Origin of the sequence: Streptomyces sp. NPDC014894 (assembly GCF_043080985.1) — a bacterium.
Taxonomy (GTDB): domain Bacteria; phylum Actinomycetota; class Actinomycetes; order Streptomycetales; family Streptomycetaceae; genus Streptomyces.
The window spans coordinates 214,435-239,645 of the sequence record NZ_JBIBWD010000003.1; the positions used below are offsets into that span (position 1 = coordinate 214,435).

At 73.5% G+C, this 25,211-nt stretch carries 19 protein-coding genes; 11 read left to right on the plus strand and 8 right to left on the minus strand.

The features are described from left to right. Positions 1-38 precede the first annotated feature (38 nt). From ACF089_RS08925 to ACF089_RS08935, 3 genes are all read right to left on the minus strand, one after another. Positions 39-911, minus strand: coding sequence for an acyl-CoA thioesterase (locus ACF089_RS08925; protein WP_392023837.1), 873 nt, complete (start codon positions 909-911; stop codon positions 39-41). Positions 912-916: 5 nt separating this feature from the next. Beyond that, complete coding sequence (locus ACF089_RS08930) at positions 917-2,074, minus strand: acyl-CoA dehydrogenase family protein (protein WP_392023841.1); 1,158 nt, start codon at positions 2,072-2,074, stop codon at positions 917-919. A 232-nt stretch (positions 2,075-2,306) separates the two neighbouring features. After that, entirely contained in the window at positions 2,307-3,905 is a 1,599-nt protein-coding gene (locus ACF089_RS08935) for a PucR family transcriptional regulator (RefSeq protein ID WP_392023843.1), read from the minus strand. Positions 3,906-4,031: 126 nt separating this feature from the next. Here ACF089_RS08935 and ACF089_RS08940 point away from each other — a divergent pair, with 126 nt between their 5' ends. From ACF089_RS08940 to ACF089_RS08950, 3 genes are read left to right on the plus strand one after another with little or no spacing between them, the layout of a single operon-like run. Beyond that, positions 4,032-5,531 carry a sodium:solute symporter gene (locus tag ACF089_RS08940; RefSeq protein ID WP_392023845.1) on the plus strand — a complete coding sequence of 500 codons (1,500 nt, stop codon included), beginning with the start codon at positions 4,032-4,034 and terminating at the stop codon, positions 5,529-5,531. Between the two features lie 52 nt (positions 5,532-5,583). Next, positions 5,584-6,555: an agmatinase gene (speB, locus tag ACF089_RS08945; RefSeq protein ID WP_392023848.1), complete on the plus strand. Its 972-nt coding sequence runs from the start codon at positions 5,584-5,586 to the stop codon at positions 6,553-6,555. Continuing rightward, positions 6,552-8,234 (plus strand): thiamine pyrophosphate-binding protein, encoded by a 1,683-nt coding sequence (locus tag ACF089_RS08950; RefSeq protein WP_392023851.1) that lies wholly within the window; start codon positions 6,552-6,554, stop codon positions 8,232-8,234. The genes speB and ACF089_RS08950 overlap by 4 nt, the downstream gene beginning before the upstream one ends. A 120-nt stretch (positions 8,235-8,354) precedes the next feature. Here ACF089_RS08950 and ACF089_RS08955 read toward each other — a convergent pair whose 3' ends face one another. Continuing rightward, positions 8,355-9,005 (minus strand): response regulator, encoded by a 651-nt coding sequence (locus tag ACF089_RS08955; protein ID WP_392023853.1) that lies wholly within the window; start codon positions 9,003-9,005, stop codon positions 8,355-8,357. 34 nt (positions 9,006-9,039) lie between these two features. Continuing rightward, the gene (locus tag ACF089_RS08960) at positions 9,040-10,254 is read right to left on the minus strand and encodes a sensor histidine kinase (RefSeq protein WP_392023856.1); all 1,215 of its coding nucleotides are present in this window, start codon (positions 10,252-10,254) and stop codon (positions 9,040-9,042) included. Positions 10,255-10,361: 107 nt separating this feature from the next. On the opposite strand from ACF089_RS08960, the gene ACF089_RS08965 reads away from it, so the two are divergent. Together ACF089_RS08965 and ACF089_RS08970 are read left to right on the plus strand one after the other, a co-directional pair. Then, positions 10,362-11,285 (plus strand): ABC transporter ATP-binding protein, encoded by a 924-nt coding sequence (locus tag ACF089_RS08965; protein WP_392023859.1) that lies wholly within the window; start codon positions 10,362-10,364, stop codon positions 11,283-11,285. 2 nt (positions 11,286-11,287) lie between these two features. Beyond that, positions 11,288-12,031 carry an ABC transporter permease gene (locus ACF089_RS08970; protein WP_392023861.1) on the plus strand — a complete coding sequence of 248 codons (744 nt, stop codon included), beginning with the start codon at positions 11,288-11,290 and terminating at the stop codon, positions 12,029-12,031. A 75-nt stretch (positions 12,032-12,106) separates the two neighbouring features. Here ACF089_RS08970 and ACF089_RS08975 read toward each other — a convergent pair whose 3' ends face one another. Beyond that, positions 12,107-12,514 carry an ATP-binding protein gene (locus ACF089_RS08975; RefSeq protein ID WP_392023864.1) on the minus strand — a complete coding sequence of 136 codons (408 nt, stop codon included), beginning with the start codon at positions 12,512-12,514 and terminating at the stop codon, positions 12,107-12,109. 180 nt (positions 12,515-12,694) lie between these two features. On the opposite strand from ACF089_RS08975, the gene ACF089_RS08980 reads away from it, so the two are divergent. The 6 genes from ACF089_RS08980 to ACF089_RS09005 all read left to right on the plus strand — a co-directional run bounded on the left by ACF089_RS08980 (position 12,695) and on the right by ACF089_RS09005 (position 21,739). After that, positions 12,695-13,453, plus strand: a complete 759-nt coding sequence (locus tag ACF089_RS08980; protein WP_392023867.1) for a GntR family transcriptional regulator — start codon at positions 12,695-12,697, stop codon at positions 13,451-13,453. A 180-nt stretch (positions 13,454-13,633) separates the two neighbouring features. Then, positions 13,634-14,473 (plus strand): serine hydrolase, encoded by an 840-nt coding sequence (locus tag ACF089_RS08985; protein WP_392023870.1) that lies wholly within the window; start codon positions 13,634-13,636, stop codon positions 14,471-14,473. 175 nt (positions 14,474-14,648) lie between these two features. Then, a complete protein-coding gene (locus ACF089_RS08990) occupies positions 14,649-15,602 on the plus strand; it encodes a serine hydrolase (RefSeq protein ID WP_392023872.1) in 954 nt (317 codons plus the stop codon). A gap of 23 nt (positions 15,603-15,625) precedes the next feature. Then, a complete protein-coding gene (locus ACF089_RS08995) occupies positions 15,626-19,489 on the plus strand; it encodes an ABC transporter ATP-binding protein (RefSeq protein ID WP_392023875.1) in 3,864 nt (1,287 codons plus the stop codon). A gap of 129 nt (positions 19,490-19,618) precedes the next feature. Further along, positions 19,619-20,143 (plus strand): hypothetical protein, encoded by a 525-nt coding sequence (locus tag ACF089_RS09000; RefSeq protein ID WP_392023878.1) that lies wholly within the window; start codon positions 19,619-19,621, stop codon positions 20,141-20,143. 138 nt (positions 20,144-20,281) lie between these two features. Beyond that, on the plus strand, positions 20,282-21,739 hold the full coding sequence (locus tag ACF089_RS09005) for an aminopeptidase (RefSeq protein ID WP_392023881.1): 1,458 nt from the start codon (positions 20,282-20,284) through the stop codon (positions 21,737-21,739). A 137-nt stretch (positions 21,740-21,876) separates the two neighbouring features. Here ACF089_RS09005 and ACF089_RS09010 read toward each other — a convergent pair whose 3' ends face one another. Then, positions 21,877-23,709 (minus strand): glycoside hydrolase family 3 protein, encoded by a 1,833-nt coding sequence (locus ACF089_RS09010; RefSeq protein ID WP_392023884.1) that lies wholly within the window; start codon positions 23,707-23,709, stop codon positions 21,877-21,879. 531 nt (positions 23,710-24,240) lie between these two features. After that, complete coding sequence (locus ACF089_RS09015; RefSeq protein ID WP_392023887.1) at positions 24,241-25,146, minus strand: LysR substrate-binding domain-containing protein; 906 nt, start codon at positions 25,144-25,146, stop codon at positions 24,241-24,243. Between the last annotated feature and the right edge of the window lie 65 nt (positions 25,147-25,211).

Below are 25,211 nucleotides of genomic sequence, written 5' to 3' on the forward strand. Positions count from 1 at the left end.
CGCGCCCGGTCGCCGTACGGGCCCTCGGCGGGCTCCGGTCAGCGGGGGGTGCGGACCACGCCCTCCTGGATGACGGTCACGGCGAGGCGGCCGTCCTGGGTGTGGATGCGGGCCTGGCCGAGCCCTCGGCCGCCGGAGGCGGAGGGGGACTCCTGGTCGTAGAGCAGCCATTCGTCGGCGCGGAAGGGGCGGTGGAACCACATCGCGTGGTCCAGGGACGCGCCGACCACGTCGCCCACCGTCCAGCCGCCCCGGCCGTGGGCGAGCAGGACCGAGTCGAGGAGGGTCATGTCGGAGACATAGGTGGCCAGACAGAGATGGAGCAGCGGATCGTCGGCCAGTTTGCCGTTGGCGCGGAACCAGACCTGGGAGCGGGGTTCGCGCGGCTCGCCCACCGTGGCGTAGGGCGGGGCGTGCACGTACCGGAGGTCGACCGCCGCGCGGGAGTCGAGCAGCCGGCCGGCCACCGTGGGGTCGCGGAAGTTCTCCCCGTACGAGAGAACGCTCTCCGCCGCCGTCGGCAGCGTCTCCGGGTCGGGCGCGGCGGGCATCGGCGTCTGGTGCTCCAGGCCCTCCTCGTACGTCTGGAAGGAGGCCGAGAGATGGAAGACGGGCCGGCCGTGCTGGACGGCGACCACCCGGCGGGTGGTGAAGGAGCGGCCGTCGCGGATGCGGTCGACCGTGTAGACGATCGGCGCGCCGGGGTCGCCGGCCCGCAGGAAGTACGCGTGCAGGGAGTGCGCCGTACGGTCCTCGGGGACGGTGCGGCCGGCCGCGACCAGGGCCTGGGCGGCGACCTGGCCGCCGAAGACCCGGGGCACGACGGACGCCCGGGACTCGCCTCGGAAGATGTCCCGCTCGATCCGCTCCACGTCCAGCAGATCGAGCAGTTCGTCGAGTGCCGTGCTCAAGGCGGTTACAGCCCCATGGACTTGGCGATGATCGACTTCATGACCTCGCTGGTCCCGCCGTAGATCCGGTTGACCCGGTTGTCCGCGTACAGCCGCGCGATCGGGTACTCGTTCATATAGCCGTAGCCGCCGTGCAGCTGGAGGCACCTGTCGATGACCCGGTGCGCCACCTCGGTGCAGAACAGCTTCGCGGACGCGGCCTCGGCCGCCGTCAGCTCGCCCGCGTCGTGCGCCTCCAGGGCCCGGTCCACGACCGCCTCGGCCGCGTCCGTCTCGGCCTTGCAGGCGGCCAGTTCGAACTTGGTGTTCTGGAACGAGGCCACCGGCTTCCCGAAGACCAGCCGCTCCTCGACATAGGCCTGGGTGAACCGGATCGCGGCGGCGGACTGGGCGTACGCGCCGACCGCGATCGCGAGCCGCTCCTGGGGCAGGTTCTGGCCGAGGTAGGAGAAGCCCCGGTGCTCCTCGCCGAGGAGGTCCTCGGCCGGGACGCGGACGTCGGAGAAGGAGAGTTCGGCGGTGTCGGAGGTCTTCAGCCCGAGCTTGTCGAGCTTGCGGCCGACCGCGTACCCCTCGAGACCCGTGTCCACGACGAAGAGCGAGATCCCGTGCCGGCGGTCCTCGGCGGTCGGCGGGGCGGTGCGGGCGCAGACGATGACGCGGTCGGCGTGGACGCCGCCGGTGATGAAGGTCTTCGCGCCGTTGAGGACGTAGTGGCCGCCGTCGGCCGAGAGCTTGGCCGTGGTCTTCATGCCCGCCAGGTCGGAGCCGGTGCCCGGCTCGGTCATGGCGATGGCGTACATGGTCGCGCCGGAGACGAATCCGGGCAGCCAGCGCTTCTTCTGCTCCTCGGTGGCGTAGCCGAGGATGTACGGCAGACAGAGGGCGACATGCACGCCCGAGCCGCCGAACGAGACGCCCGCGCGGGCGCACTCCTCGGTGATGATCGCCTGGAACTTGAAGGACTCCTGGCCGGCGCCGCCGTACTCCTCCGGCACCTCGATGCCGAATATGCCCAGCTCACCGAGCTTGTGGTAGAAGTCGCGCGGTGCCTGGCCCGCCGCGTACCACTCGTCGTACACGGGCACGACCTCGGCCTCGACGAAGGCGCGGACGGTCTCCCGGAACGCCTCGTGGTCCTCGTTGTAAACGCTGCGGCGCACGGACGCCTCCCTTGAAGTCCTGGACACAGAAGACTGGCTAAGCGCTTGCTCAGCTAGAAGTTACCCGCTGGTTATCGAGGCTGTCCAGAGAGGGGCGGATATCACCGGGGGCGGTGGGGGTCGCGGGGCGGCTGTGCCGCGAGGTGCCGAGGGGGCGGTGCGGACGCCCCGAGACCTGACGGCGGGGGGTGCGCGGCGCCGCACGGCGGCCCTCGCCGCGTCTCACCGTGCCTCACCGCGCCTCGGGCGCCGACCGCAGCGCGAACCACAGCTCCATCCGCACGTCCGTGTCGTCCAGATCCTCGTCCAGCAGCGCCGCGCACCGGGCGATCCGCTGCCGGACGGTGTTGCGGTGCACCTCCAGCAGCGCGGCCGTCCGGTCCCAGCCGCCGTGCAGCGACAGCCAGCCGCGCAGGGTCTCCACGAGCACCGGGGAGTCCGCCAGCGGGGCCAGCCGCAGCCGGGCGTGCGCGGCGGCCTCCTCGGGGGAGAGCAGCGAGGTCAGCCCGCCGCCCCGGTGCTTCACCAGCTCCGCGCGGGCCGCCGTCGCCCGGCGCAGCGCCCGCGCCGCCCGGGCGTCCGCCGCCGCGAGATCCTCCGGGCCGACCGGGTCGCTGACCCCGAGCGTCCAGCCGGGCTGCGCGCGCACCTCCCGGCCCGCCGGGACCAGGACGCGTACGGTCCCGTCGTCGGCCCGGTCCACCAGCGCGCTGCCGAGGGCCGCGCCGAGCGCCGGGGCGGCGAAGGGCGTGGGCCGCCCGCCGCGCGCGTGCACCACCGTCCAGCGGTCGGCCCCCAGCAGCCCGGCGGCCTCGGCGGGGGCGGCCCCCAGCAGCAGCCGGACCAGGGCGGCGCTCCGGCCCGCGCCGTCGAGCCCCTGGTGCGGTGCGGTGAGCAGCGAGAGCAGGACGACGGCGACCCCGGCGACCGTGTGGTCCCCGGCCTCCCGCGCGGGCGTCGCCAGCCCGAGGACCAGCCCCTGGCCGCCGCCCAGCGCGTAGGCGCTGAGCCGGACCCCGCCGGCGGTGTCGCTGGCGGAGGCGGGAGCGGGACCGCCCCGCCCGCCGACCGCCCCGCCGACCGCCCCGGCGTCCGTACCGTCGCCCGCGCCCGCGCCCGCGCCCGTGCCTGTGCCTGTGCCCGCGCCCATGCCCGCGCTCTCGTCCGCGACGGGCCCGCCCGGGTCCTGGTCCGCGCCCCGCGCCGGCCCCACCACCCTCGCCAGCCGCAGCAGCGCCCCGTGCGCCGCCGCCGGCGGGCGGGGGCCCGCGCCCGACAGCTCCGCGCCGTCCCGGGTCAGCAGCACCGCCCGGCCGCCCAGCCGGGCCGCCAGCTGCCCGAGCACGGCCGGCACGGGATCCGGTCGGGCCGCCGCCGTCGCCAGCCCCTGCTGGGCGTGCGCCGTCCGGCGCAGCTCCCGGTGGCGCGCCTCGGCCATCAGCCGCCACACCGCGCGGGCCACCGCCGAGAACGTGGTCCTCGGCGGGACCTCCAGGAGCGGCAGCCCGTGCCGGTCGCACGCCTCGGCCAGCCCCGCCGGGACCGTGTCGTACACCGGGGCCACGCCGAAGCCGAGCGCCGCGCCCCGCGCCGCCGCGATCCGGGCGACGTACGCGTCCGGATCGCTGAGCAGCACCCCGGCGCTCAGCAGCAGCTCCCCGCCGAGCAGATACGGATACGGGTCGGCCATCTCCGAGGTGTGCACCCAGTGGACCACCGCGCCCCGGTCCGCCGGCGGACCGGCGATCTGACGCAGCCCCAGCTCCGCGCGGTCCAGCAGCGCGGTCAGCGGGACCGGTGGGGTGGGCGGTGCGGCCGTGGCGTCCGACATGGACGAACCATCCCTTTCCTTCGCCATCGATGGAGGAAACGTACACTTCAGCGTTGCTTTCCGGCCACCTACCGTCTTGGAGCAGCGGGACCCGGCGACCCGGGGGACGAGACGGAGGGAGAGCACATGGCTGTCGACTACGCGGTGATCGCCGTCTATCTGGCCGGCATGCTCGGCATGGGCTGGTGGGGCATGCGCCGCGCCAAGTCCAAGAGCGAGTTCCTGGTCGCCGGACGCCGCCTCGGGCCCTGGATGTACTCCGGGACGATGGCCGCCATCGTCCTCGGCGGCGCGTCCACCATCGGCGGCGTCGGCCTCGGCTACAAGCACGGCCTCTCCGGGGCCTGGATGGTCTTCACCATCGGCCTCGGGCTCCTCGCCCTCTCCGTCTTCTTCTCCGCGCGGATCGCCCGGCTGAAGGTCTACACCGTCTCCGAGATGCTCGACCTGCGCTACGGCGGCCGGGCCGGGATCATCTCGGGCCTGGTGATGTGGGCGTACACCCTGATGCTGGCGGTCACCTCCACCATCGCCTACGCCACGATCTTCGACGTCCTCCTCGATCTCGACCGGACCGTCTCGATCGTCCTCGGCGGCGCGATCGTCGTCGCCTACTCCACCCTCGGCGGCATGTGGTCGATCACCCTGACCGACATGGTGCAGTTCGTCGTCAAGACCGTCGGCGTGCTGCTGCTCCTGCTGCCGATCGCCGTCGTCAAGGCGGGCGGGATCAGCGAGATGCGGGCCGAGCTGCCCGACGAGTACTTCGCCCCGCTCGGCGTCGGCGCCGAGACGATCTTCACCTATGTGCTGATCTACACCTTCGGCATGCTCATCGGCCAGGACATCTGGCAGCGGGTGTTCACCGCCCGCGGCGACAAGGTGGCCCGCTGGGGCGGCACCGCCGCGGGGACCTACTGCCTGGTCTACGCGATCGCCGGAGCCATGATCGGCACCGCCGCCAAGGTCCTCTACCCGAACCTCGACAACCCCGACGACGCCTTCGCGCTGATCGTCCGGGACGAGCTGCCCATGGGCGTCCGCGGACTGGTGCTGGCCGCCGCCCTCGCCGCCGTCATGTCGACCTCCTCCGGCGCGCTGATCGCCTGCGCCACCGTCGCCAACAACGACATCTGGTCCCGGCTGCGCGGGCTCACCTCGCGCGAGGCGCCCGCCGGGGACCATGACGAGGTCAAGGGCAACCGCGCCTTCATCCTCGCCATGGGCGTCGCCGTCATCTGCATCGCCATCGCCCTCAACGACGTGGTCGAGGCGCTGACCGTGGCGTACAACCTGCTGGTCGGCGGACTCCTCGTACCCATCCTCGGCGGACTGCTCTGGAAGCGCGGCACCGTCCAGGGCGCGCTCGCCTCCGTCGCCGCCGGCGGACTCACCGTGACCGGCCTCATGGCGGTGTACGGGATCCTCGCCACCGAGCCCATCCTGATCGGCCTGCTCGCCTCCCTCGCCGTGTACACGGCCGTCAGCCTGCTCACCCCGCCCACCGACCCCGCCGTCCTCGCCCACTGGCGGGAGCGGCTGGCCGGCCGCGGCGGCGAGGAGGACGGACCGGCCGGCGGGGCCGGGAGCGGACCCGGGCCCGAGGCCGCCGTAGCCCGCCGCTGAAACCCTGACTACAGTCGGAAAACGCAACGAAGCGTAGGAAAGAAGGCATCCCATGAGCAGCAACGAACAGCCGCGCGGCCCCATCGACTCGTCCCGTGTCCCGCGGTACGCCGGACCCGCCACGTTCGCCCGGCTGCCCCGGCTCGACGAGGTCGGCCGCGCCGACGTCGCCGTCGTCGGCGTGCCCTTCGACGCCGGGGTCTCCTACCGCCCCGGCGCCCGCTTCGGCGGCAACGCCATCCGCGAGGCCTCCCGGCTGCTCCGCCCCTACAACCCGGCCCAGGACGCCTCCCCCTTCGCCCTGGCCCAGGTCGCCGACGCCGGAGACATCGCCGCCAACCCCTTCGACATCCACGAGGCCGTCGAGACCGTCGAGGCCGCCGCCGACGACCTCATCGGCACCGGCGCCCGCCTGATGACCCTCGGCGGCGACCACACCATCGCCCTGCCGCTACTCCGCTCGGTCGCCAAGAAGCACGGCCCGGTGGCCCTGCTCCACTTCGACGCCCACCTGGACACCTGGGACACCTACTTCGGCGCCGAGTACACCCACGGCACCCCCTTCCGCCGGGCCGTCGAGGAAGGCATCCTCGACACCTCCGCCCTCTCCCACGTCGGCACCCGGGGCCCCCTCTACGGCAAGCAGGACCTCACCGACGACGAGAAGATGGGCTTCGGCATCGTCACCTCCGCCGACGTCTACCGCCGGGGCGCCGACGAGGTCGCCGACCAGCTGCGCCAGCGGATCGGCGACCGGCCGCTGTACATCTCCATCGACATCGACTGCCTCGACCCGGCGCACGCCCCCGGCACCGGCACCCCCGAGGCCGGCGGCATGACCTCCCGCGAACTCCTGGAGATCCTGCGCGGCCTCTCCTCCTGCCACCTCGTCTCGGCCGACGTCGTCGAGGTCGCCCCGGCCTACGACCACGCCGAGATCACCTCCGTCGCCGCCTCCCACACCGCGTACGAACTGACCACGATCATGGCCCGCCAGATCGCCGCCGAGAAGGCCGCCCGGTGACCCACGACCACGATGTGGTGCTGCGCCCCACCGCCGCGCAGACCGAGGCCGCCCTGAACCCGCCCCCCGGGCGCACCGGCGGCGACCTCGTCGTCGAGACCCTTCAGGGCCTCGGCGCGACCACCGTCTTCGGCCTTCCGGGACAGCACGCGCTCGGCATGTTCGACGCCCTGCGCCGCTCCTCCCTCACCTATGTCGGACTGCGCGTCGAGAACAACGCGGGCTTCGCCGCCGACGCCTACGGCCGGATCACCGGCGAGGTCGCCCCGCTGCTGCTCTCCACCGGCCCCGGCGCGCTGATGTCGCTGGCCGCGCTCCAGGAGGCGGCGGCGGGCAGCGCGCCCGTGCTGGCGATCTCCAGCCAGGTGCCCACCCCCGGGCTCGGCGGCGGCCGCCACGGCTATCTCCACGAGCTGCGGGACCAGCAGGCGTCCGCCCGGCACATCGTGAAGTCGGTGCACACCGCCCGTACCGCCTCGCAGATCCCGTCCGCGATCGCGGCGGCCTGGGAGTCGGCGCTGACCGTCCCGCACGGACCGGTCTGGGTGGAGATCCCGCAGGACGTCCTGCTCGCCGAGACGCTGCTGCCGGTCGTCACCGCCGTGGACGCCTTCCCCGAGGACATTCCGCCGAGGCCCGAACTCACCGCGCTCGCCGCCCATCTGCTGGCGAACGCGGAACGTCCGGCGATCGTCGCGGGCGGCGGAGTCGTACGCTCCGACGCCTCCGGGAAGCTGCGCGCGCTCGCCGAGCGGATCGACGCGCCGGTCGTCACCACCTTCGGCGGCAAGGGCGCCTTCCCCTGGGACCATCCGCTCTCGCTCCAGTCCTGGCTGGAGGACCGGCACACCACCGACTTCCTGGAGGACGCCGACGTCCTGCTCGTGGTCGGCTCCGGCCTCGGCGAACTCTCCTCGAACTACCACACCTTCGCCCCGCGCGGCCGGGTGATCCAGATCGAGGCCGACCCGGGCAAGCTGGAGTCCAACCACCCGGGCATCGGCATCCACGCGGACGCCCGCCTCGCCCTCTCCGCGCTCCTGGAGACCGTGGACGAGCGCTCCGACGCCACCGCCCCCGAGCGGGTGCGCGCCCTGCTCGCCGCCGTCCGCGAACGCATCGACGCCCAGGACCTCACCCTGGAACGGAGCGTCCTCGACGCGGTCCGCCGGGCCCTGCCCGACGACGCCCCCAGCTTCTGGGACATGACGATCCTCGCCTACTGGGCCTGGTCCGCCTTCGACGCCCGCCGCCCCAACACCATGCACTCCGCCCAGGGCGCCGGCGGCCTCGGCTACGGCTTCCCGGCCGCCCTCGGCGCGGCGGCGGCCGACCCCGGCCGCCCCGTCCTCGCGGTCTCCGGCGACGGCGGCGCGATGTACTCGATCGCCGAACTGGCCACCGCCAAACAGTACGAACTGCCCGTGACCTGGCTGATCGTGGACGACGGCGGCTACGGCATCCTCCGCGAGTACATGACCGAAGCCTTCGGCGCGGCGACCGGCACCGAACTCTCCCGGCCCGACTTCACCGTCCTCGCCGCGTCCTTCGGCGTGCCCGCCGTCCGCACCACCCCCGAACGGCTCTCCGACGACCTGGCGAAGGCCCTGGCCGAACCGGGCCCCTCGGTCGTGGTGCTCCCGGCGCTGCTGCGCATGTTCGCGCCGACGCACCTCTGAGCAGGGGCGCGCCGCCGAGCACGGGCGCACGTCCGAGCGCCGACGCGCCGCCGAGCACGGGCGCGGGGCGCGCCTCCGCTCGGCGCGGGGCGGCGTGGGGTCCCGTCGTGCCGGGCCCGTTCAGCCCGGCACGACGAACCCCGACTCGTACGCGGCGATCACCGCCTGGGTGCGGTCCCTCGCCCCCAGCTTGGCGAGGACCGCGCTCACATGGGTCTTCACCGTCTCGGTGCCCACCACCAGCCGGGCCGCCATCTCCGCGTTGGTCATGCCCCGCGCCATCAGCCGCAGCACCGCCGCCTCCCGCTCGGTCAGCCGCGCCCGCTCCATCGCCGTGCGGGCCGGAGCGCTGCCGTACGCGGCGGCCAGCGACCGCACCGCCGCCGGGAACAGCAGCGAATCCCCCTCCGCGACCAGCCGCACCGCGTGCACGATCTCGGCGGGCCGGGCCCGCTTCAGCAGAAACCCGTTCGCGCCCGCGCGCAGCGCCTCGTACACGTACTCGTCGTTCTCGAACGTCGTGACGACCAGGATCTTCGGCGGCCGGTCCACGGAGGCGAGCACGGCCCGGGTCGCCGCGATGCCGTCCAGCAGCGGCATCCGCACGTCCATCGCCACCACGTCCGGCCGCAGCCGCCGCACCAGCGGCACCACCGCCGCGCCGTCGGCCGCCTCCCCGGCCACCTCGATGTCCGGCTGCGCCTCCAGCACCGCGCGCAGCCCGGCGCGCACCAGGGGTTCGTCGTCCACCAGCAGTACGGAGATCGCCACCCCGCCAGCGTAGGGCCCGCCGTGCGGGCCGGACTCAGCCCGCACCGTCCAGAGGGAGCGTCGCGCGGACCCGCCAGTCGTCGCCGTCCGGTCCGGCGGCGGCCCGGCCGCCGAGGAGGGCGGCGCGTTCGCGGATGCCGCGCAGCCCTCCGCCCCCGCCGCCGCCCGCCGGGAGCGGGACCGGCGGCGCATCCGACGCGTCCGGCGGCGCCGGCAGCGGGCTCGTCACCTCCAGTTCGAGCTGATCGCCGACGACGGCGACCCTGACGTGGACCGGCACCGGGCCCGCGTGCCGCAGCACATTGGTCAGGGCCTCCTGCACGATGCGGTAGCCCTCCCGGGAGACGGGCCCCGGCACCCGCTCCGCCGGGCCGCTCACCTCCGCGCCGACCGTCGCGCCGGAGGCCCGCGCCGACTCCAGCAGCCGGTCCACCTCGGCCAGGGTGGGCCGTGCGGAGGCGGGCTCCCCGGACTCGCGCAGCACCGCCAGCACCCGTTCCAGATCCGCCAGCGCCGCCCGGCCGGTCTCCTCGATCGCGACCAGCGCCCGCCGGGTGAACTCCTCGTCCCCCGTCGCCCGCGCCGCTCCCGCCTGCATCACCGCCACCGTCAGCGCGTGCCCGATCGAATCGTGCAGCTCCCGGGCGATCCGGGTCCGCTCCAGCAGCCGTTCCGTACGCTCCTCCAGCGCCGCGACCCGCTCCGCCGCCGAAGGCCCCAGCAGCCGGCGGGCGATCACGGTGATCAGCTCCCCGAGGCCCACCACCGCCGCGAGCAGCACGACCACCGGCAGCGGCGCGAGCGGCGCGTACCACCAGTGCCCGCCCGTCACACTCCCCGGCAGCGCGCCCAGCGGCGCCGACTCCGCACCGCCCGCCGCCCGCGCCAGGGCGACGGCGAGCCCGGCGAGACCCGCCGTGAGATAGGCGGTCACCAGCCCGAGGCCCAGCCGGACCTCCATCCACAGCGCGGTGCGCCACCGGTCCGCCCATGTCGCGGAGGGCACGGCGGCGATCCCCGACGCGGCCTCCCGATAGCCGTCGCCGGTCAGCAGCAGCCGGGCCTGAAGTCCCTCCACGAGCCGCGCCGCCGGGACCAGACCCACGAGCCCGACCACCGCGAACGGCGCGAACAGCCCCTCGCTGTCGATGAACTCCCACACCCCCCAGAACACCGCGCCGACGAACAGATGCAGCCAGCGGGTGTAGGTGAGCGGACGGATCAGCGGGTGCGGCGGCGAGCGGAGCATTCCGTCATCGTGACAGCGGCCCGGCCCGTCCGGCTCCCCCGCACGGGGGAGCGCCCGCCCCCGTGCGGGGGAGGCCCCGGGGCCGTCTCGGCGGCCAGGCTGCTGTCATGACCAGCATCGACATCGCCGACCTCACCAAGGTGTACGGCCCGGTCCGTGCCGTGGACGGGCTGACCTTCTCCGTACGCCCCGGCCGGGTCACCGGCTTCCTCGGGCCCAACGGCGCGGGCAAGTCCACCACCCTGCGCCTGATCCTCGGCCTGGACCGCCCCACTTCCGGGAGCGCCGCCGTCGGCGGACTGCCGTACGCGGCACTGGACGAACCGCTGCGCCGGGTCGGGGCGCTGCTCGACCCGGGGGCGGCGCCGGGCGCCCGTACCGCCCGTGACCAGCTGCGGATCCTCGCGGCGGCCGGCCGGATCCCGGCGCGCCGGGTGACCGAGGTGCTGGAGCGGACCGGCATCGCGAGTGCGGCGGACCGCCGGATCCGCACCCTTTCCCTCGGGATGCGCCAGCGCCTGGGCATCGCGGCGGCACTGCTCGGCGACCCGGAGGCGCTGCTGCTGGACGAGCCGTCGAACGGGCTCGATCCCGAAGGCATCGTCTGGATCCGCGCGCTGCTGCGCGAACTGGCGGCGGAGGGGCGCACCGTCCTGGTCTCCAGCCATCTGATGGGGGAGACGGCGGAGTTCGCCGACCATCTGGTGGTGCTCGGCCGGGGCAGGCTCCTCGCCGACAGCGGCGCCCGGGAGCTGATCGACGCCTGGACCACTCCCCGGGTGCGGCTGCGGACCACGGACGGCGAGGGGCTGCGCACCCTCCTCACCGGACGGGGGTACGCGCCGGAGGCGTCCGCCGACGGCCGCTGGACGGTCGACGGGGCCCGGGCCGCGGACATCGGCGCGCTCGCCGCCGACGCGGGCATCCCGGTCCTCGAACTCGCCGACGAGACGGGCTCCTTGGAGGAGGCGTTCTTCGCGCTGACCGCCGGTTCGCCCGAGTTCGTCGCCACCCGCGCCCAGGAGGTCTGACCATGTCGTTCACGGACGCCCTCCGTTCCGAGTGGCTGAAGATCCGCTCGATGCGCTCGCTCGTTCTCACTCTCGGCGTCACCCTGCTGGTGACGGCCGGCTTCTCGGCGCTGATGAGCGCCTCTCTCGGCCCGGAGGAGACGGCCCGGCCGGACTTCGACCCGCTGTGGGCCGGGTACTTCGGACTGAACTTCGGCCAGATCGCCGCCGTCTGCTTCGGCGCGCTCGCCGTCGCGGGGGAGTACCGGGGCGGCGCGATCCGCGTCTCGCTGGCCGCCGTGCCGCGCCGGGGCCGTTTCTACGCGGCGAAGCTCACCGCGATCGCCGTTCCCGTGTTCGCGGTGGGGCTGGTCGCGGGGGCGGTCTGCGTCCTGGCGGGCGCGCCGCTGCCGGCCGGGGAGGGCGGGGGCGGGAGGGTCGGCCTCGGCGGGCCGGGCGCGCTGCGTTCCGTGCTGGGCTGCGGGCTCTATCTGGCGCTGGTCGCCCTTCTCGCGGCCGGGCTGGCGACGCTGCTGCGCGGCGCGTCCGCCGTGCTGGGGCTGCTCACCCCGCTGCTGCTGGTGGTGCCCTTCGTCTTGAAGGGCGACGGCCCGGTCGAGTTCCTCCCCGACCGCGCGGGCCGCCAGATCCTCTTCCAGGATCCGGTGGGCGTGCTGGGCCCGTGGACCGGCCCCGCCGTCCTCTCCCTCTGGGTCGCGGCGGCCCTGTGGGCGGGCTGGGAGGCTTTGCGCCGCCGGGACGCCTAGCCGCCCGACCTGCCGAGCCGCCCGGACCGCCCGATCCCCGGTGGCCGGGCGCCCGCGTCGGCTCCCGGCCACCCGCTAGTGGGTCTTCAGCTCCGCCCAGACCGTCTTCCCGATGCCGTACGGCCGAGGGGCGCAGCCCCAGCGCTCGGCGAGCGCGGCGATCAGGGCCAGCCCCCGGCCGCCCTCCTCGTCGGCCGCCGCCGTGCGGGGCTCCGGGCGGCGGGCGTCGGCGTCGGCGACCTCCAGGCGGAGCATTCCGTCGGCGTGGACGAGCCGTACGCCGATCTCGCGGCCGGGCGGCAGGGGCGCGTGCCGCGCGGCGTTGGCGACCAGCTCGGAGAGCAACAGCTCGGCGTTCTCCGCCGCTTCGCCGGAGATCTCCCAGGCGGCGAGCCGCTCCCTCAGCAGGGCCCTGGCCCGCCCGGCGCTCCGGGCCGAGCGAGGGAGCCGCCAGCGGGCCTCGACGGAATGGGTGTGGGACATGAGGGCCTCCAGGGGTTGTCACTCAACGCATCTCTAGAGATGCGTTGAGTGAAGCGCGCAGGGAGTCGTGCCGTCAAGTCGTCTCTAGAGATGTTCGATTGCGTCCGAGGTTCCGGGGTGACGAGTGGTGAACATGGATGCGTGCCTAGGATGCCTAGAGATGATCAGGGAGGACTTCTCATGGGAAGCCAGGGCGGCGGCCGACAGCCCAAGTACCAGCGCATCGCCCTCGAACTGAAGGCCGCCATCGAGACCGGGCAGTACGGTCCGGGCGACCGGCTGCCCGGTGAGAACGACTTGATGGCCGCTCACGCCGTCGCCCGGATGACCGCCCGGCAGGCGCTCGGAGTCCTTCAGACCGAGGGGCTCGCCGAGGCGCGCAAGGGCGCGGGCGTCTTCGTGCGCGAGTACCGGCCCATCCGCCGACGCGGTGTCCAGCGGCTCTCGGCCGGGCTGTGGGGCGAGGGCCGATCGGTCTGGGCGGTGGAGGCCCAGGGCTGGGATCTGGAGGTCGACGCGGTCTCGGTGTCCGAGGAGGAACCGCCGGAGGCCGCCCGGCGGCTGCTCGGTCTCGCCGACGGCGCGCCCGCGTGCGTCCGCAGACGGCGGTTCTCGCTCGACGGGCGGCCCGTCATGCTGGCCACCTCCTGTCTCGACGCCGAACTCGTGGCGGGCACGGCGATCACCGAGATCGATACGGGCCCTGGCGGCATCTACGCCCGGCTCGCCGAGATCGGCCACAAGCCGGTCCGCTTCCGTGAGGAGATCCGCTCGCGGATGCCCGCTCCGGCCGAGGCCGACCGGCTCGGCCTGCCGGCGGGCACCCCCGTCGTCCTCATCTGCCGTACCGCCTTCACGGCCGAGGGATGGGCCGTCGAGGTCAACGACATGATCCTCGACTCCTCCGCCTACATCCTGGAGTACGACTTCACGCCCTGAGCCCGGCCGCCCGGGCGGGCCCCCGCCCGGACCGCCCCGCCCGGACCGGATCGTCCAGCCCCCGGACCCGGCCACCCCGCCCAGTCCTCGGACCCGGCCCCCGCTCACCCCGCCCCGCCGAACCCCCGCGCGTTCACAGGTACCCGTGCGTCAATGTCCCTCCGACCCGAGGGGGGACCCATGACACACCGGTACCGGTTACCGCGCACCGCCGCCCTGTTCCTCGCCGCTCTCCCGTTCGCCCCGCTGCTCACACCCGCCCCCGCCGCCGCCGCGGAACAGCTGGAAGTCGCCTGCACCTCCATGGACGTCGAACTCGCCTACCGCCTCGGGCGGGACATACTCGCCGCCGTCGGCGACCATGCCTCGACCACCGCCGTCTACGTCCACGACCGGGTCACGGACACCAGCTGCGAGGTGGGGGCCGACCGCCCCTACGACTCGGCCAGCGTCGTCAAGGTCACCGTCCTCGGGGCGCTGCTGCTGGACGCCGAGAAGCAGAAGCGGAAGCTGACCACGAGGGAGCGGGCGCTCGCCCGGTCCATGATCACGGCGTCGGACAACGCCTCCACGGCCGCCCTGTGGCAGCAGCTCGGGACCGCCCGCGTCCAGCGCTTCCTGGACGCCGCCGGGATGACGGCCACCTCGCCGGGCGAGGGGGGCTACTGGGGGCTCACCCGGATCACCGCCCGCGACCAGGGCCGGCTGCTCGATCTGCTGGCCGGCGCGAACGACGTCCTCGGCGACTCCTCCCGGGCGTACGCGCTGGGGCTGATGGGCGAGGTGATCCCCGCCCAGCGCTGGGGCACCCCCGCCGGAGCCCCGGCCGGGACCGCCGTCCATCTCAAGAACGGCTGGCTGCCGCGCGCCGCGCACGGCTGGCGGGTGCACAGCGTCGGCGCCTTCACCGGCCCCGGCCGTGACTACACGATCACCGTGCTCACCCAGGACAACGCGGCCATGAACGACGGCGTGACGACCATAGAGGCCGTCTCCCGGGCCGTGCACCGCCATCTCTGACCGGCCGGCCCGCCGGGTCGCGTATTCACGTGTCACCGGACACGTGTCACCGATCCGTAACCGTTCCCCCGGGCCGGGGATTGTCGTACAACCATCTCGTCCCTCGCGAGTCATGAGTGGCGGGTGCACCGAAATGGCGCGCCCGCACCAGGCACCAGGGGACGAGGAACCCGCCATGACTCACCACCGAACGGCCGTGCGCGGACGGGCCGTCGCCGCCGTGCTCGCCGCGGCCGTGCTCGTACCGACCGCCGTGGCCGCCGCGCCCGCCGCCGCCGCGGCGCCGAAGGTCAGCTGCACCTCGAAGAAGGCGGGGCTCGCCGCCAAGCTCACCAAGGACCTCACCGCCGCGCTCAAGAACCGCAAGGGCACCATCGCCTTCCAGGTCGACGACGCGACGAGCGGGACCAGCTGCGCGCTGCGCGCGACCCAGAAGTTCGACTCGGCCAGCGTCGTCAAGGTCACCGTCCTCGGGGCGCTGCTGCTGGACGCCGAGAAGCAGAAGCGGAAGCTGACCTCGCGCGAGCAGTCGCTCGCCAAGGCCATGGTCGGCAAGTCCGACAACGCCGCCACCTCCACCCTGTGGAAGCAGCTCGGCACCACCAAGATCAAGCGCTTTCTCACCGGCGCGGGCATGACCCAGACCACCCCGGGCGCGGGCGGCTACTGGGGACTGACCCAGATCACCGCCCGTGACGAGCAGCGGCTGCTCCAGCGGCTGACCACCAAGAACACCCTGCTCAACGACGCCTCCCGGGCCTACGCCCTCAAGCTCATGCGCGAGGTCGTCTCCTCCCAGCGCTGGGGCACCCCGGCCGGCGCCCCCTCCGCCGCGACCGTCCAGGTCAAGAACGGCTGGTTGCCCCGGAAGACCCACGGCTGGCGGGTCCACAGCATCGGCGCCTTCACCGGCAAGGGCCACCACTACACGATCACCGTCCTCACCCATGGCAACAAGTCCATGCAGGACGGGGTCAACACCATCCAGGCGGTCTCCCGCGCCGTCCACAAGGGCCTCAACCCGAAGGCCCCCGCGCGCACCGCCTTCGTACCCCCCGCCGTGCCGCACGAGTCCGTCCCGGCCACCCCGGAGCGGGCCGCGAAGGAGGCCCTCCCGGCCGCGGGCTGAACCTCGGGTTTTGTTACGGCGGGATGAAATCCGCCGCTCACGGCGTTGGTGCCTTCCGGTGGGACAGAACCGACGGGAGGCACCACGTGGCGGCGGCGAAGACGGCGGAACCGGCAGGGAGCGCGGAGAGCGCCGGGAGCCCTGACGGCCCCGGGCGCGGCTGGGCGCGGAGGCTGACCGGATACGCCTGGCGGTACAAGCGCAATGTGATCCTCGCGCTCGGCTCGTCCCTCGCCGGTATGGCCGTCATGGCCCTGGTCCCCCTGATCACCAAGGTCGTCATCGACGACGTGATCGGCTCCGGGACCCGCTCCCTCGCCGTCTGGACCGGTCTGCTGCTGGCCGCGGCCGTCGTCGTCTACGTCTTCACCTACATACGCCGGTACTACGGCGGCCGGCTCGCCCTCGACGTCCAGCACGATCTGCGTACCGAGATGTACGCGACGATCACCCGCCTCGACGGCCGCCGCCAGGACGAACTCTCCACCGGACAGGTCGTCGGCCGCGCCACCAGCGACCTCCAGCTCATCCAGGGCCTGCTCTTCATGCTCCCGATGACCATCGGGAACATCCTGCTCTTCCTGATCTCCCTGGTGATCATGGCGTGGCTGTCGCTGCCGCTCACCCTGATCGCCCTGGCCGTCGCCCCCGCCCTCTGGTGGATCGCCGGGCGCAGCCGCCGCAGGCTCCACCCCGCCACCTGGTACGCGCAGAGCCAGGCCGCGTCCGTCGCCTCCGTCGTGGACGGCGCGGTCTCCGGCGTACGCGTCGTGAAGGGCTTCGGCCAGGAGGAGCAGGAGTCCGGCAAGCTGCGCGCCGCCGGCCGCAAGCTCTTCGCCGGGCGGCTGCGCACGATCAAGCTCAACGCCCGCTACACCCCCGCCCTCCAGGCCGTGCCCGCCCTCGGCCAGGTCGCCATGCTCGCCACCGGCGGCTGGCTCGCCACCCGGGGGCAGATCACCCTCGGCACCTTCGTCGCCTTCTCCGCCTATCTCGCCCAGCTCGTCGGCCCGGTGCGGATGCTCGCCGTCGTCCTCACCGTGGGCCAGCAGGCCCGGGCCGGCGTCGATCGCGTACTGGAGCTGATCGACACCGAGCCGACCCTGCGCGACGGCTCCAAGGAGCTGCCCGCCGACGCCCCCGCGACCGTCGAGTTCGACGCGGTGACCTTCGGTTACGACCCGGAGCGGCCGGTCCTCGACGGGTTCTCGCTGGAGATCGGCGAGGGCGAGACCGTCGCCGTCGTCGGAGCCTCCGGCAGCGGCAAGTCCACCGTCTCGCTGCTGCTGCCCCGCTTCTACGACGTGACCCACGGCGCGGTCCTCGTCGGCGGCCACGATGTGCGCGAACTGACCACCGCGTCGCTGCGGGCCGCCATCGGACTCGTCCCCGAGGACAGCTTCCTCTTCTCCGACACCGTCCGCGCCAACATCGCCTACGGCAAGCCCGACGCCACCCGGGAGGAGATCGAGGCCGCCGCCCGCGCCGCCCAGGCGGACCGTTTCATCGCCGATCTCCCCGCCGGGTACGACACCGAGGTCGGCGAGCAGGGCCTCACCCTCTCCGGCGGCCAGCGCCAGCGCATCGCGCTCGCCCGCGCCATCCTCACCGACCCCAGGCTGCTCCTCCTCGACGACGCCACCTCCGCCGTCGACGCCCGCGTCGAGCACGAGATCCACGAGGCCCTGCGCGCGGTCATGGCCGGGCGCACCACCCTGCTGATCGCCCACCGCCGCTCCACCCTGAACCTCGCCGACCGGATCGCCGTCCTCGACGGCGGCCGGCTCGCCGACATCGGCACCCACGAGGAGCTGACCGCCCGCTCCGCCCTCTACCGCAAGCTGCTCACCGACCCCGACGAGCTGGGCGCGATCTCCCCGGGACACGCCCCGCAGGCCGCGCCCGGCGCACCCGGCGACGACCGCACCGTACGGGAGGAGCTGGACGCCGAGTTCGACGCCGAGCGCGGGATCACCCCCCGGCTCTGGGTCCGCGGCGAGACCGTCCCCGAGTCCGCCGCGCCCGGGGCCACCCCCGAGCTGCTCGCGCAGGTCGAGGCCCTGCCGCCCGCCGACGGCACCCCCGACGTCGACGAGGTCCGGGCCACCGCGGCCGAGCACACCCGGGGCGAGGGCGGCGGGCTGCGGATGCTGCTGCGCGGCTTCGGCCCGCCGCTGCTGCTGAGCCTGCTGCTGGTCGCGATCGACGCCGGCATGGGTCTGCTGCTGCCGGTGCTGATCCGGCACGGCATCGACCAGGGCGTGGAGCAGGCGGCGCTCGGAGCCGTGTGGGCGGCCTCGCTGCTGGCCCTGGTCACCGTGCTGGTGCAGTGGATCGCGCAGACCGGCGAGATCCGGATGACCGGCCGCACCGGCGAGCGGGTGCTGTACTCCGTACGCCTGCGGATCTTCGCCCAGCTCCAGCGGCTGGGTCTGGACTACTACGAGCGCGAGCTGACCGGCCGGATCATGACCCGGATGACGACGGACGTGGACGCGCTGTCGACGTTCCTCCAGACCGGGCTGGTCACGGCCTTCGTGTCGGTGGTGACCTTCCTCGGCATCATGGTGGTGCTCGTCGTCATCGACGTCTCGCTGGCGCTGGTGGTCTTCGCGACGCTGCCGGTGCTGATCGTCGGCACCTGGTTCTTCCGCCGGCAGAGCGTGAAGGCGTACGAGCTGGCCCGCGACCGGGTCAGCGTGGTCAACGCCGATCTCCAGGAGTCCGTCTCCGGGCTGCGGATCGTGCAGGCGTTCCGCCGGGAGGGCGAGGGCAATCGCCGTTACGCGGCCGGCAGCGACAGCTACCGGCAGGCCCGGGTCCGGGGCCAGTGGCTGATCTCGGTCTACTTCCCCTTCGTCCAGCTGCTGGCCTCCGTGGCCGCCGCCGCGGTGCTGATCGTCGGCGCGAACCGGATCGAGGCGGGCACCCTCACCACGGGCGCGCTGGTCGCCTATCTCCTCTACATCGAGCTGTTCTTCGCCCCCGTCCAGCAGCTCTCGCAGGTCTTCGACGGCTATCAGCAGGCGGCCGTCTCGGTGAAGCGCATCCAGGAGCTGCTGGCGGAGGAGACCTCCACCCGGGACGCCCGGCGGCCCGCCGACGTCCGCTCGCTCCGGGGCGAGATCGCCTTCGAGGACGTCGACTTCGCCTACGGCGACGAGGAGACCGCGCTGCGCGGCATAGCGCTGCGGATACCGGCCGGCCAGACCGTCGCCTTCGTCGGCGAGACCGGTGCGGGCAAGTCGACGCTGGTCAAGCTGGTGGCGCGGTTCTACGACCCGACCCGGGGGCGGGTGACGGCGGACGGCCAGGATCTGCGCGAGCTGGATCTGACGGCCTATCGGCACCGGCTCGGCGTGGTGCCCCAGGAGTCGTATCTCTTCGCGGGCACGGTCCGCGACGCCATCGCCTACGGGCGGGCCGGGGCGAGCGACGCCGAGGTGGAGGCGGCGGCCCGCTCGGTCGGCGCGCACGACATGATCGCCACCCTCGACGGCGGCTATCTGCACGAGGTCGCCGAGCGCGGGCGCAATCTCTCGGCCGGTCAGCGCCAGCTGATCGCGCTGGCCCGCGCCGAACTGGTCGACCCGGACATCCTGCTGCTGGACGAGGCGACCGCCGCGCTGGACCTGGCGACCGAGGCCCAGGTCAATCAGGCCACCGACCGGCTCACCGGCCGCCGCACCACCCTGGTCGTCGCCCACCGGCTCACCACGGCCGCGCGCGCCGACCGGGTGGTGGTGATGGCGGACGGCCGGGTCGCCGAGGACGGCACCCACGCGGAGCTGCTCGCCAGGGACGGCCGGTACGCGGCCCTGTGGCGCACCTTCACCGGCGCGGACGAGCGGCCGCCCGAGAGCACCCCGGCGCCCGTCGCGAGCTGATCCGGCGCGGGCGCGGCCCAGGGCGCGTTCCCGGCCGCGCCGCCCCGACTTCGGCGCGTTCCGGGGCCAACCGAACGGCCCGCCGACGCGTGTACGTGGGTACGGGGACCGAGTCGGAGGGGACTGACGATGGCGCTCAGCGGGGCGGGGTCCGGAACGGGACGTGCCGGGGAACGACGAGGCGGGGAACGGCGTCCCGAGGCCGGCGGGGCGCGCGGGTCGGGCGGGACGGGCGGGTCCGGGGAGGGGCGGAGAACGTCGGCGGTCGCCCGCGGCGGCCGGCTGTCCGGCCGGATCCTCGCGGTCCTGCTCTCGCTGGCCGCCCTGGGCGCGGTCGCCCCCGGCGGCGCCGAGGCGAACGCCGCCCCGGCCGTGTGCTCCGGAAGACCGGACAAGGTCCTGGAGTTCGCCACCGGTGAGCTGCGGGTCTACAAGAAGCACCGCTACGCGTGCGCCGTCACGGTCGCGAAGAACCCCGGTGCGCGACGGTCGATGTACGTCTCCCTCCAGCCGCGCGGCGGACATCCCCGGGTGGACGAGGGCCGCTTCACCCACCGGGCCGGCCCGGTCACCGTGCACGCGCTCCACCGCTGCGTACGGGCCTCCGGAAAGGTTTCCGGAGTGGGTCGCTCCACGGGTTGGATCCTCTGCTGACCACCTTGATCACTTTGGTCCCTTCTGTCGCGTGGCCGTCTCGCGGATTCGGGAGAGTCGCGGACATGAGGGGCTGGCGGGTCGGGCGTTACCACCGCTAGGTTCGCCGCGACCCACAGAAGAGTCAGGGGAGGGTTCATGCGCAAGGCGCTCACAGGCGTGCTGTCGTTCGCGATGCTCGTCGGCACCGCGACCGCGGCCGGAGCGACCACGACCGCGGCCACCGCCGCGGAGTCCGCTACCGGCACACAGGCGGGACAGCGGGCCGCTCAGGACATCAAGGACCGGATCCTCGCGATACCGGGGATGAGCCTCATCGAGGAGAAGCCCCACCCGGGCTACCGTTTCTTCGTCCTCAACTACACCCAGCCGGTGGACCACCGGAGACCGGGCAAGGGCACCTTCCAGCAGCGGATCACCCTGCTGCACAAGGACACCACCCGTCCCACCGTCTTCTTCACCTCCGGCTACGGGCTGAACACCAACCCGCGCCGCAGCGAGCCCACGGCGATCATCGACGGCAACCAGGTCTCCATGGAGTACCGCTTCTTCACGCCGTCCCGTCCCGACCCGGCCGACTGGTCCAAGCTGGACATCTGGCAGGCCGCCGGCGACCAGCACCGGATCCACACCGCGCTGAAGCGGATCTACGACCGGAAGTGGCTGTCCACCGGCGGCTCCAAGGGCGGGATGACCGCCACCTACTACGAGCGCTTCTACCCGCGCGACATGGACGGCGTCGTCGCGTACGTCGCCCCGAACGACGTGGTGAACAACGAGGACAAGGCGTACGACCGCTTCCTCGCCCAGGTCGGCACCGAGGAGTGCCGCACCCGGCTGAACAATGTGCAGCGCGAGGCGCTCATCCGCCGGGGCCCGCTCCACGAGCTGTACCGCAAGCAGGCGGCCGAGCGGGGCTACACCTTCAACACCATCGGCTCGATGGACAAGGCGTTCGAGGCCGTCGTCCTCGACTTCACCTGGGGCTTCTGGCAGTACAGCCGGGCCGCCGACTGCGCCGCCATCCCGGTCGCCGCCGACAGCACCGACCAGGAGCTGTTCGAGGTGATCGACACGATCTCCGGCTTCTCCTTCTACACCGACCAGGGCCTCGCCCCGTACACGCCGTACTACTACCAGGCCGGTACGGAGCTGGGCTCGCCGGACATCGAGCAGCCCCACCTCAAGGGACTGAGCCGGTACGGCTACCAGCCGCCGCGCAACTTCGTCCCGCAGGACATCTCCATGCGGTTCAAGCCGAAGGCGATGAAGGACGTCGACCGCTGGGTGCGCCACCACGGCACCCGGATGATGTTCGTCAACGGACAGAACGACCCGTGGAGCGCCGAACCGTTCCGCCTGGGCAAGGGCAGCCGTGACAGCTATGTCTACACGGTGCCCGGGGCCAACCACGGGGCCAATGTCGCCGGTCTGCCCGCCGAGGAGAAGGCCGCCGCCACCGCCTCCATCCTGAAGTGGGCGGGCGTCGCCCCGGCCTCGGTCCAGCAGAACGAGTCCAAGGCGAAGCGGCTGACGCCGTACGACTCCAAGCTCGACAAGCGCGACCTGGAGCGGGAGCCGACCCTGCGTCCGTGACCGCCGACCCGGTCGTCCCGCCGCAGCCGCAGGCCGGCGGCGGCGGGACGACCGGGGCCGGTCGGCCGCGGACCTGCGGCGGCGGGCTGCCGGGGGCCGGTCGGCCGTCGGCCCGCTCCGGCGCCGACCGGGGCCGGTCAGTCGTCGTAGCCCAGCCCGTGACCGACCGGGAAGAGCGCCGTCGACGGATCGTCGGCCCGGGGCACGGGAACCGGCAGCCTTCCCTCCGGCTCCACCCGGCCCGCGATGACCCGCGCGGCCGCCGTCAGCTCCACCTCGCTCCAGCCGTACGAGGCCAGCGCGGCGGGCACGTCGCCGAGCTGCGCGATGTCGTACGGATTGCGCACGGCCAGCGCGACGACCGGGACCCCGGTCGCCATCAGCCGTGACACCAGCGCCCGCTGACCGCTCGCCGCGTCGACGTTGTACGTCACCACGACCACCGCGTCCTTGCCGACCGCCGCCGCCACCGCCTGATCGACCTGGGCCGGGGTGGGACTCTTCTCGAAGGGCAGCGCCGTCGCGCTGAAGCCCAGATCGGCGAAGGCTCCGCGCAGCGCGGCGATCGGCCGCGGGTTGTACTGATTGGGCGGCCGGGAGTCGAGGCCGACCACCAGCAGATTCTTGTGCCGGCGCCGGTTCAGCGGCAGCAGCCCGTCCTTGTTGACCAACAGCGTCGTCGTCCGCTCGGCGATGCGTGCGGCCTCGGCGAGATGCCGGGGGACGCCGACGGTGCGGTCCACCTCCCGGTGGGTGACATAGGGATCCCGGAACAGCCCCAGCTTCTCCTTCAGCCGCAGAATCCGCAGGATCGATTCATCGAGGCGGGCCTCGGTCAGCTCGCCCTTCCGCACCGCCTCCAGCACCGCGTTCCAGGCCAGCGCCAGATTCTCCGGGTAGAGCAGCTGGTCCACCCCGGCCTTCAGCGCGAGCACCGGCACCCGGGCCTCGCCGTACTTGGTGCGCACCCCCTGCATATTGAGGGCGTCGGTCACCACCACCCCGTCGAAGCCCAGCTCCTCGCGGAGGATCCCGGTGAGGATCGGCCGCGACAGCGTGGCCGGGTCGTTGCTCGGGTCCAGCGCCGGGAACTGGATGTGCGCCGTCATGATCGAGTCGATCCCGGCGGCGATCGCCGCCCGGAACGCCGGGGCGTCGATCCGGTCCCACTCCTCCCGGGTGTGGGAGATGCTCGGCAGGTCGGTGTGGCTGTCGACGCTGGTGTTGCCATGGCCCGGGAAGTGCTTGGCGCAGGCCGCCACATCCGCGCTCTGATAGCCGCGGACCTGCGAGGAGACCATCCGGGCGGTGGCGTTCGGGTCCGATCCGAAGGAACGGATGTTGATGACCGGGTTCGCCGGGTTGACGTTCACGTCGGCGACCGGGGCGTAGTTGTGGCGCACCCCCATCGCCGCCAGCTCCGCCCCCGCGATCCGCCCGGCGCTCCGGGCGTCCCCGCGGGACCGCCCCGCCCCCAGCGCCATCGCCCCCGGAAGCTGCGTCGCCGGCTTCCCGATCCGGGCCACCACCGCCCCGTGCTCCTGGTCCACCGAGACCAGCAGCGGTACGGGAGTGGGCTGGGCGAGCCCGGCCCGCTGGATGCCGTTCGAGAGATCCGCGATCTGGCGGGGCTCCCGGGCGTTGTCCGCCCAGGCGAAGTAGATGATGCCCCCGACGTGGTACTTGGCGACCATCTCGGCCGCCGACCGCACGCCGAAGTCCCTCAGATTCAGATCGACGTACGCCTGCTCCGGTTCGGTGGCCGAGTGCCCCCACACCCGCGAGACGAAGAGCTGGCCGACCTTCTCTTCCAGGCTCATCCGAGAGATGAGCCGTTCCAGCCGGTCCCGGGACGCGCCCGCGTCCTCATCGGCCGAGGCCGACCCCGATCCGGCGGCGACCGCCGCGGTGGCCGCGGTGGCGGTGGTGGCGGCGAGAAGGGTGCGTCTGGAGAGACTCCGGTCGTTCATGGTGCTCCTTCCGTCCTTGCCTGACAAGCGAGTTGAAGGAAACTTCCAAGGACAAACGGATAACCGGAAAATAACTACCAGGTCAAGGCCCCCGCACCGGATTCCCCGCGCGTCCCCCCAAACGTCACCGGTACGGCGGGATATGCGCACCACACCCACGACCGGCCCCTCTCAAGCTCAGCCCACCCCGCGCCACCACGAAATCCAGCCCCACCACCCGAGCACATCCATCCGCCCCCTCCGCCCACCGACCGCAAAACCCAGCCCGGAAGACTCAGCCCGCCGCGCAGACCCTCCGGCGGTTCTGCTCCCCGGCGAGCGCTGATGGAGCTGGGCCGGGCAAATTCAGCCCCGCCGGCGTTTGAGGCGCGGGGGCTCGGGGGCGGAGCCCTCGACAGGGAGCCGCGCCGGACCGGGCCCGGGGGGCAGGGGCCGGGGCCCGAGGGTCAGGGCCAGGGGGGCCAGGGGGGCCGGAGCCCGAGGGGCAAGGGGCCGAGGCGCGGGGCCCATGGGGCGAGGGCGCCCGGGCCCTCACCCCAGGCCCTCCCGGTACCGCTCCCGCATCACCCTCACCGCCGCCGCGATCGACGGCCTCCTCGAAGCCCCCACCCGCCACAACGCGTACACCCTCCTCCTCGGCACCGGATCCAGCTCCACCGCCACCACCCCCGCCGGCAGCGCCCCCCTCCCCATCCGCGGAATCACCGCGATCCCCAGCCCCGCCGCCACCAACGCCAGTTGGGTGTGATTGTCCTCCGCCAAATGCACCAGATCGGGCTCACACCCCACCGCCCGCAGCGTCCGCAGCAGCCAGTCGTGACACACCGTCCCCGGCGGCTGGCTGATCCAGCGCTCCCCGGCCAGCTCCTCCCGCCGCACCGCCCCCCGCCCCGCCAGCCGATGCCCCTCGGGCACCAGCAGATCGCACAGATCGTCCCCGATGAGCACCTGCTTCACCCCGCTCGGCGCGGGCAGCGGCGCGATGTCCCAGTCATGGGCGACCGCCAGATCCGTCATCCCCCGGACCACCAGATCCACGGAGAGATGCGGATCGACCTCGGTCAGCCGCGCGTCCAGCCCCGGATGCACCCGCCCCAGCTCCGCCAGCACCCCCGGCAGCAGCCCCCGCGCCGCCGAGGAGAACGCGGCGATCGTCAGCCGCCCCGTCGGCCGCCCCCGGCGCTCCTCCAGCCTGACCTCGGCCCGTTCCACGATCGCCAGCAGCTCCTGCGCCGTCGCCGCCAGCAGCCGCGCCTCGTCGGTGAGCGCGATCCCCCGGCCCCGCCGCTCCAGCAGCGTCGTCCGGGTCTCCCGTTCCAACTTGGTGATCTGCTGCGACACCGCCGACGGGGTGTACCCGAGCGCGGTGGCCGCGGCGGCCACCGAACCGTGCACCGACACCGCGTGCAGTGCGCGCAACCGCCCCAGATCGAGCATCCCCCACCCCATTCATAAGCAGCGCTCAACTCCACCCGGTAGAAATCAGCGCTGGTGCTACATGA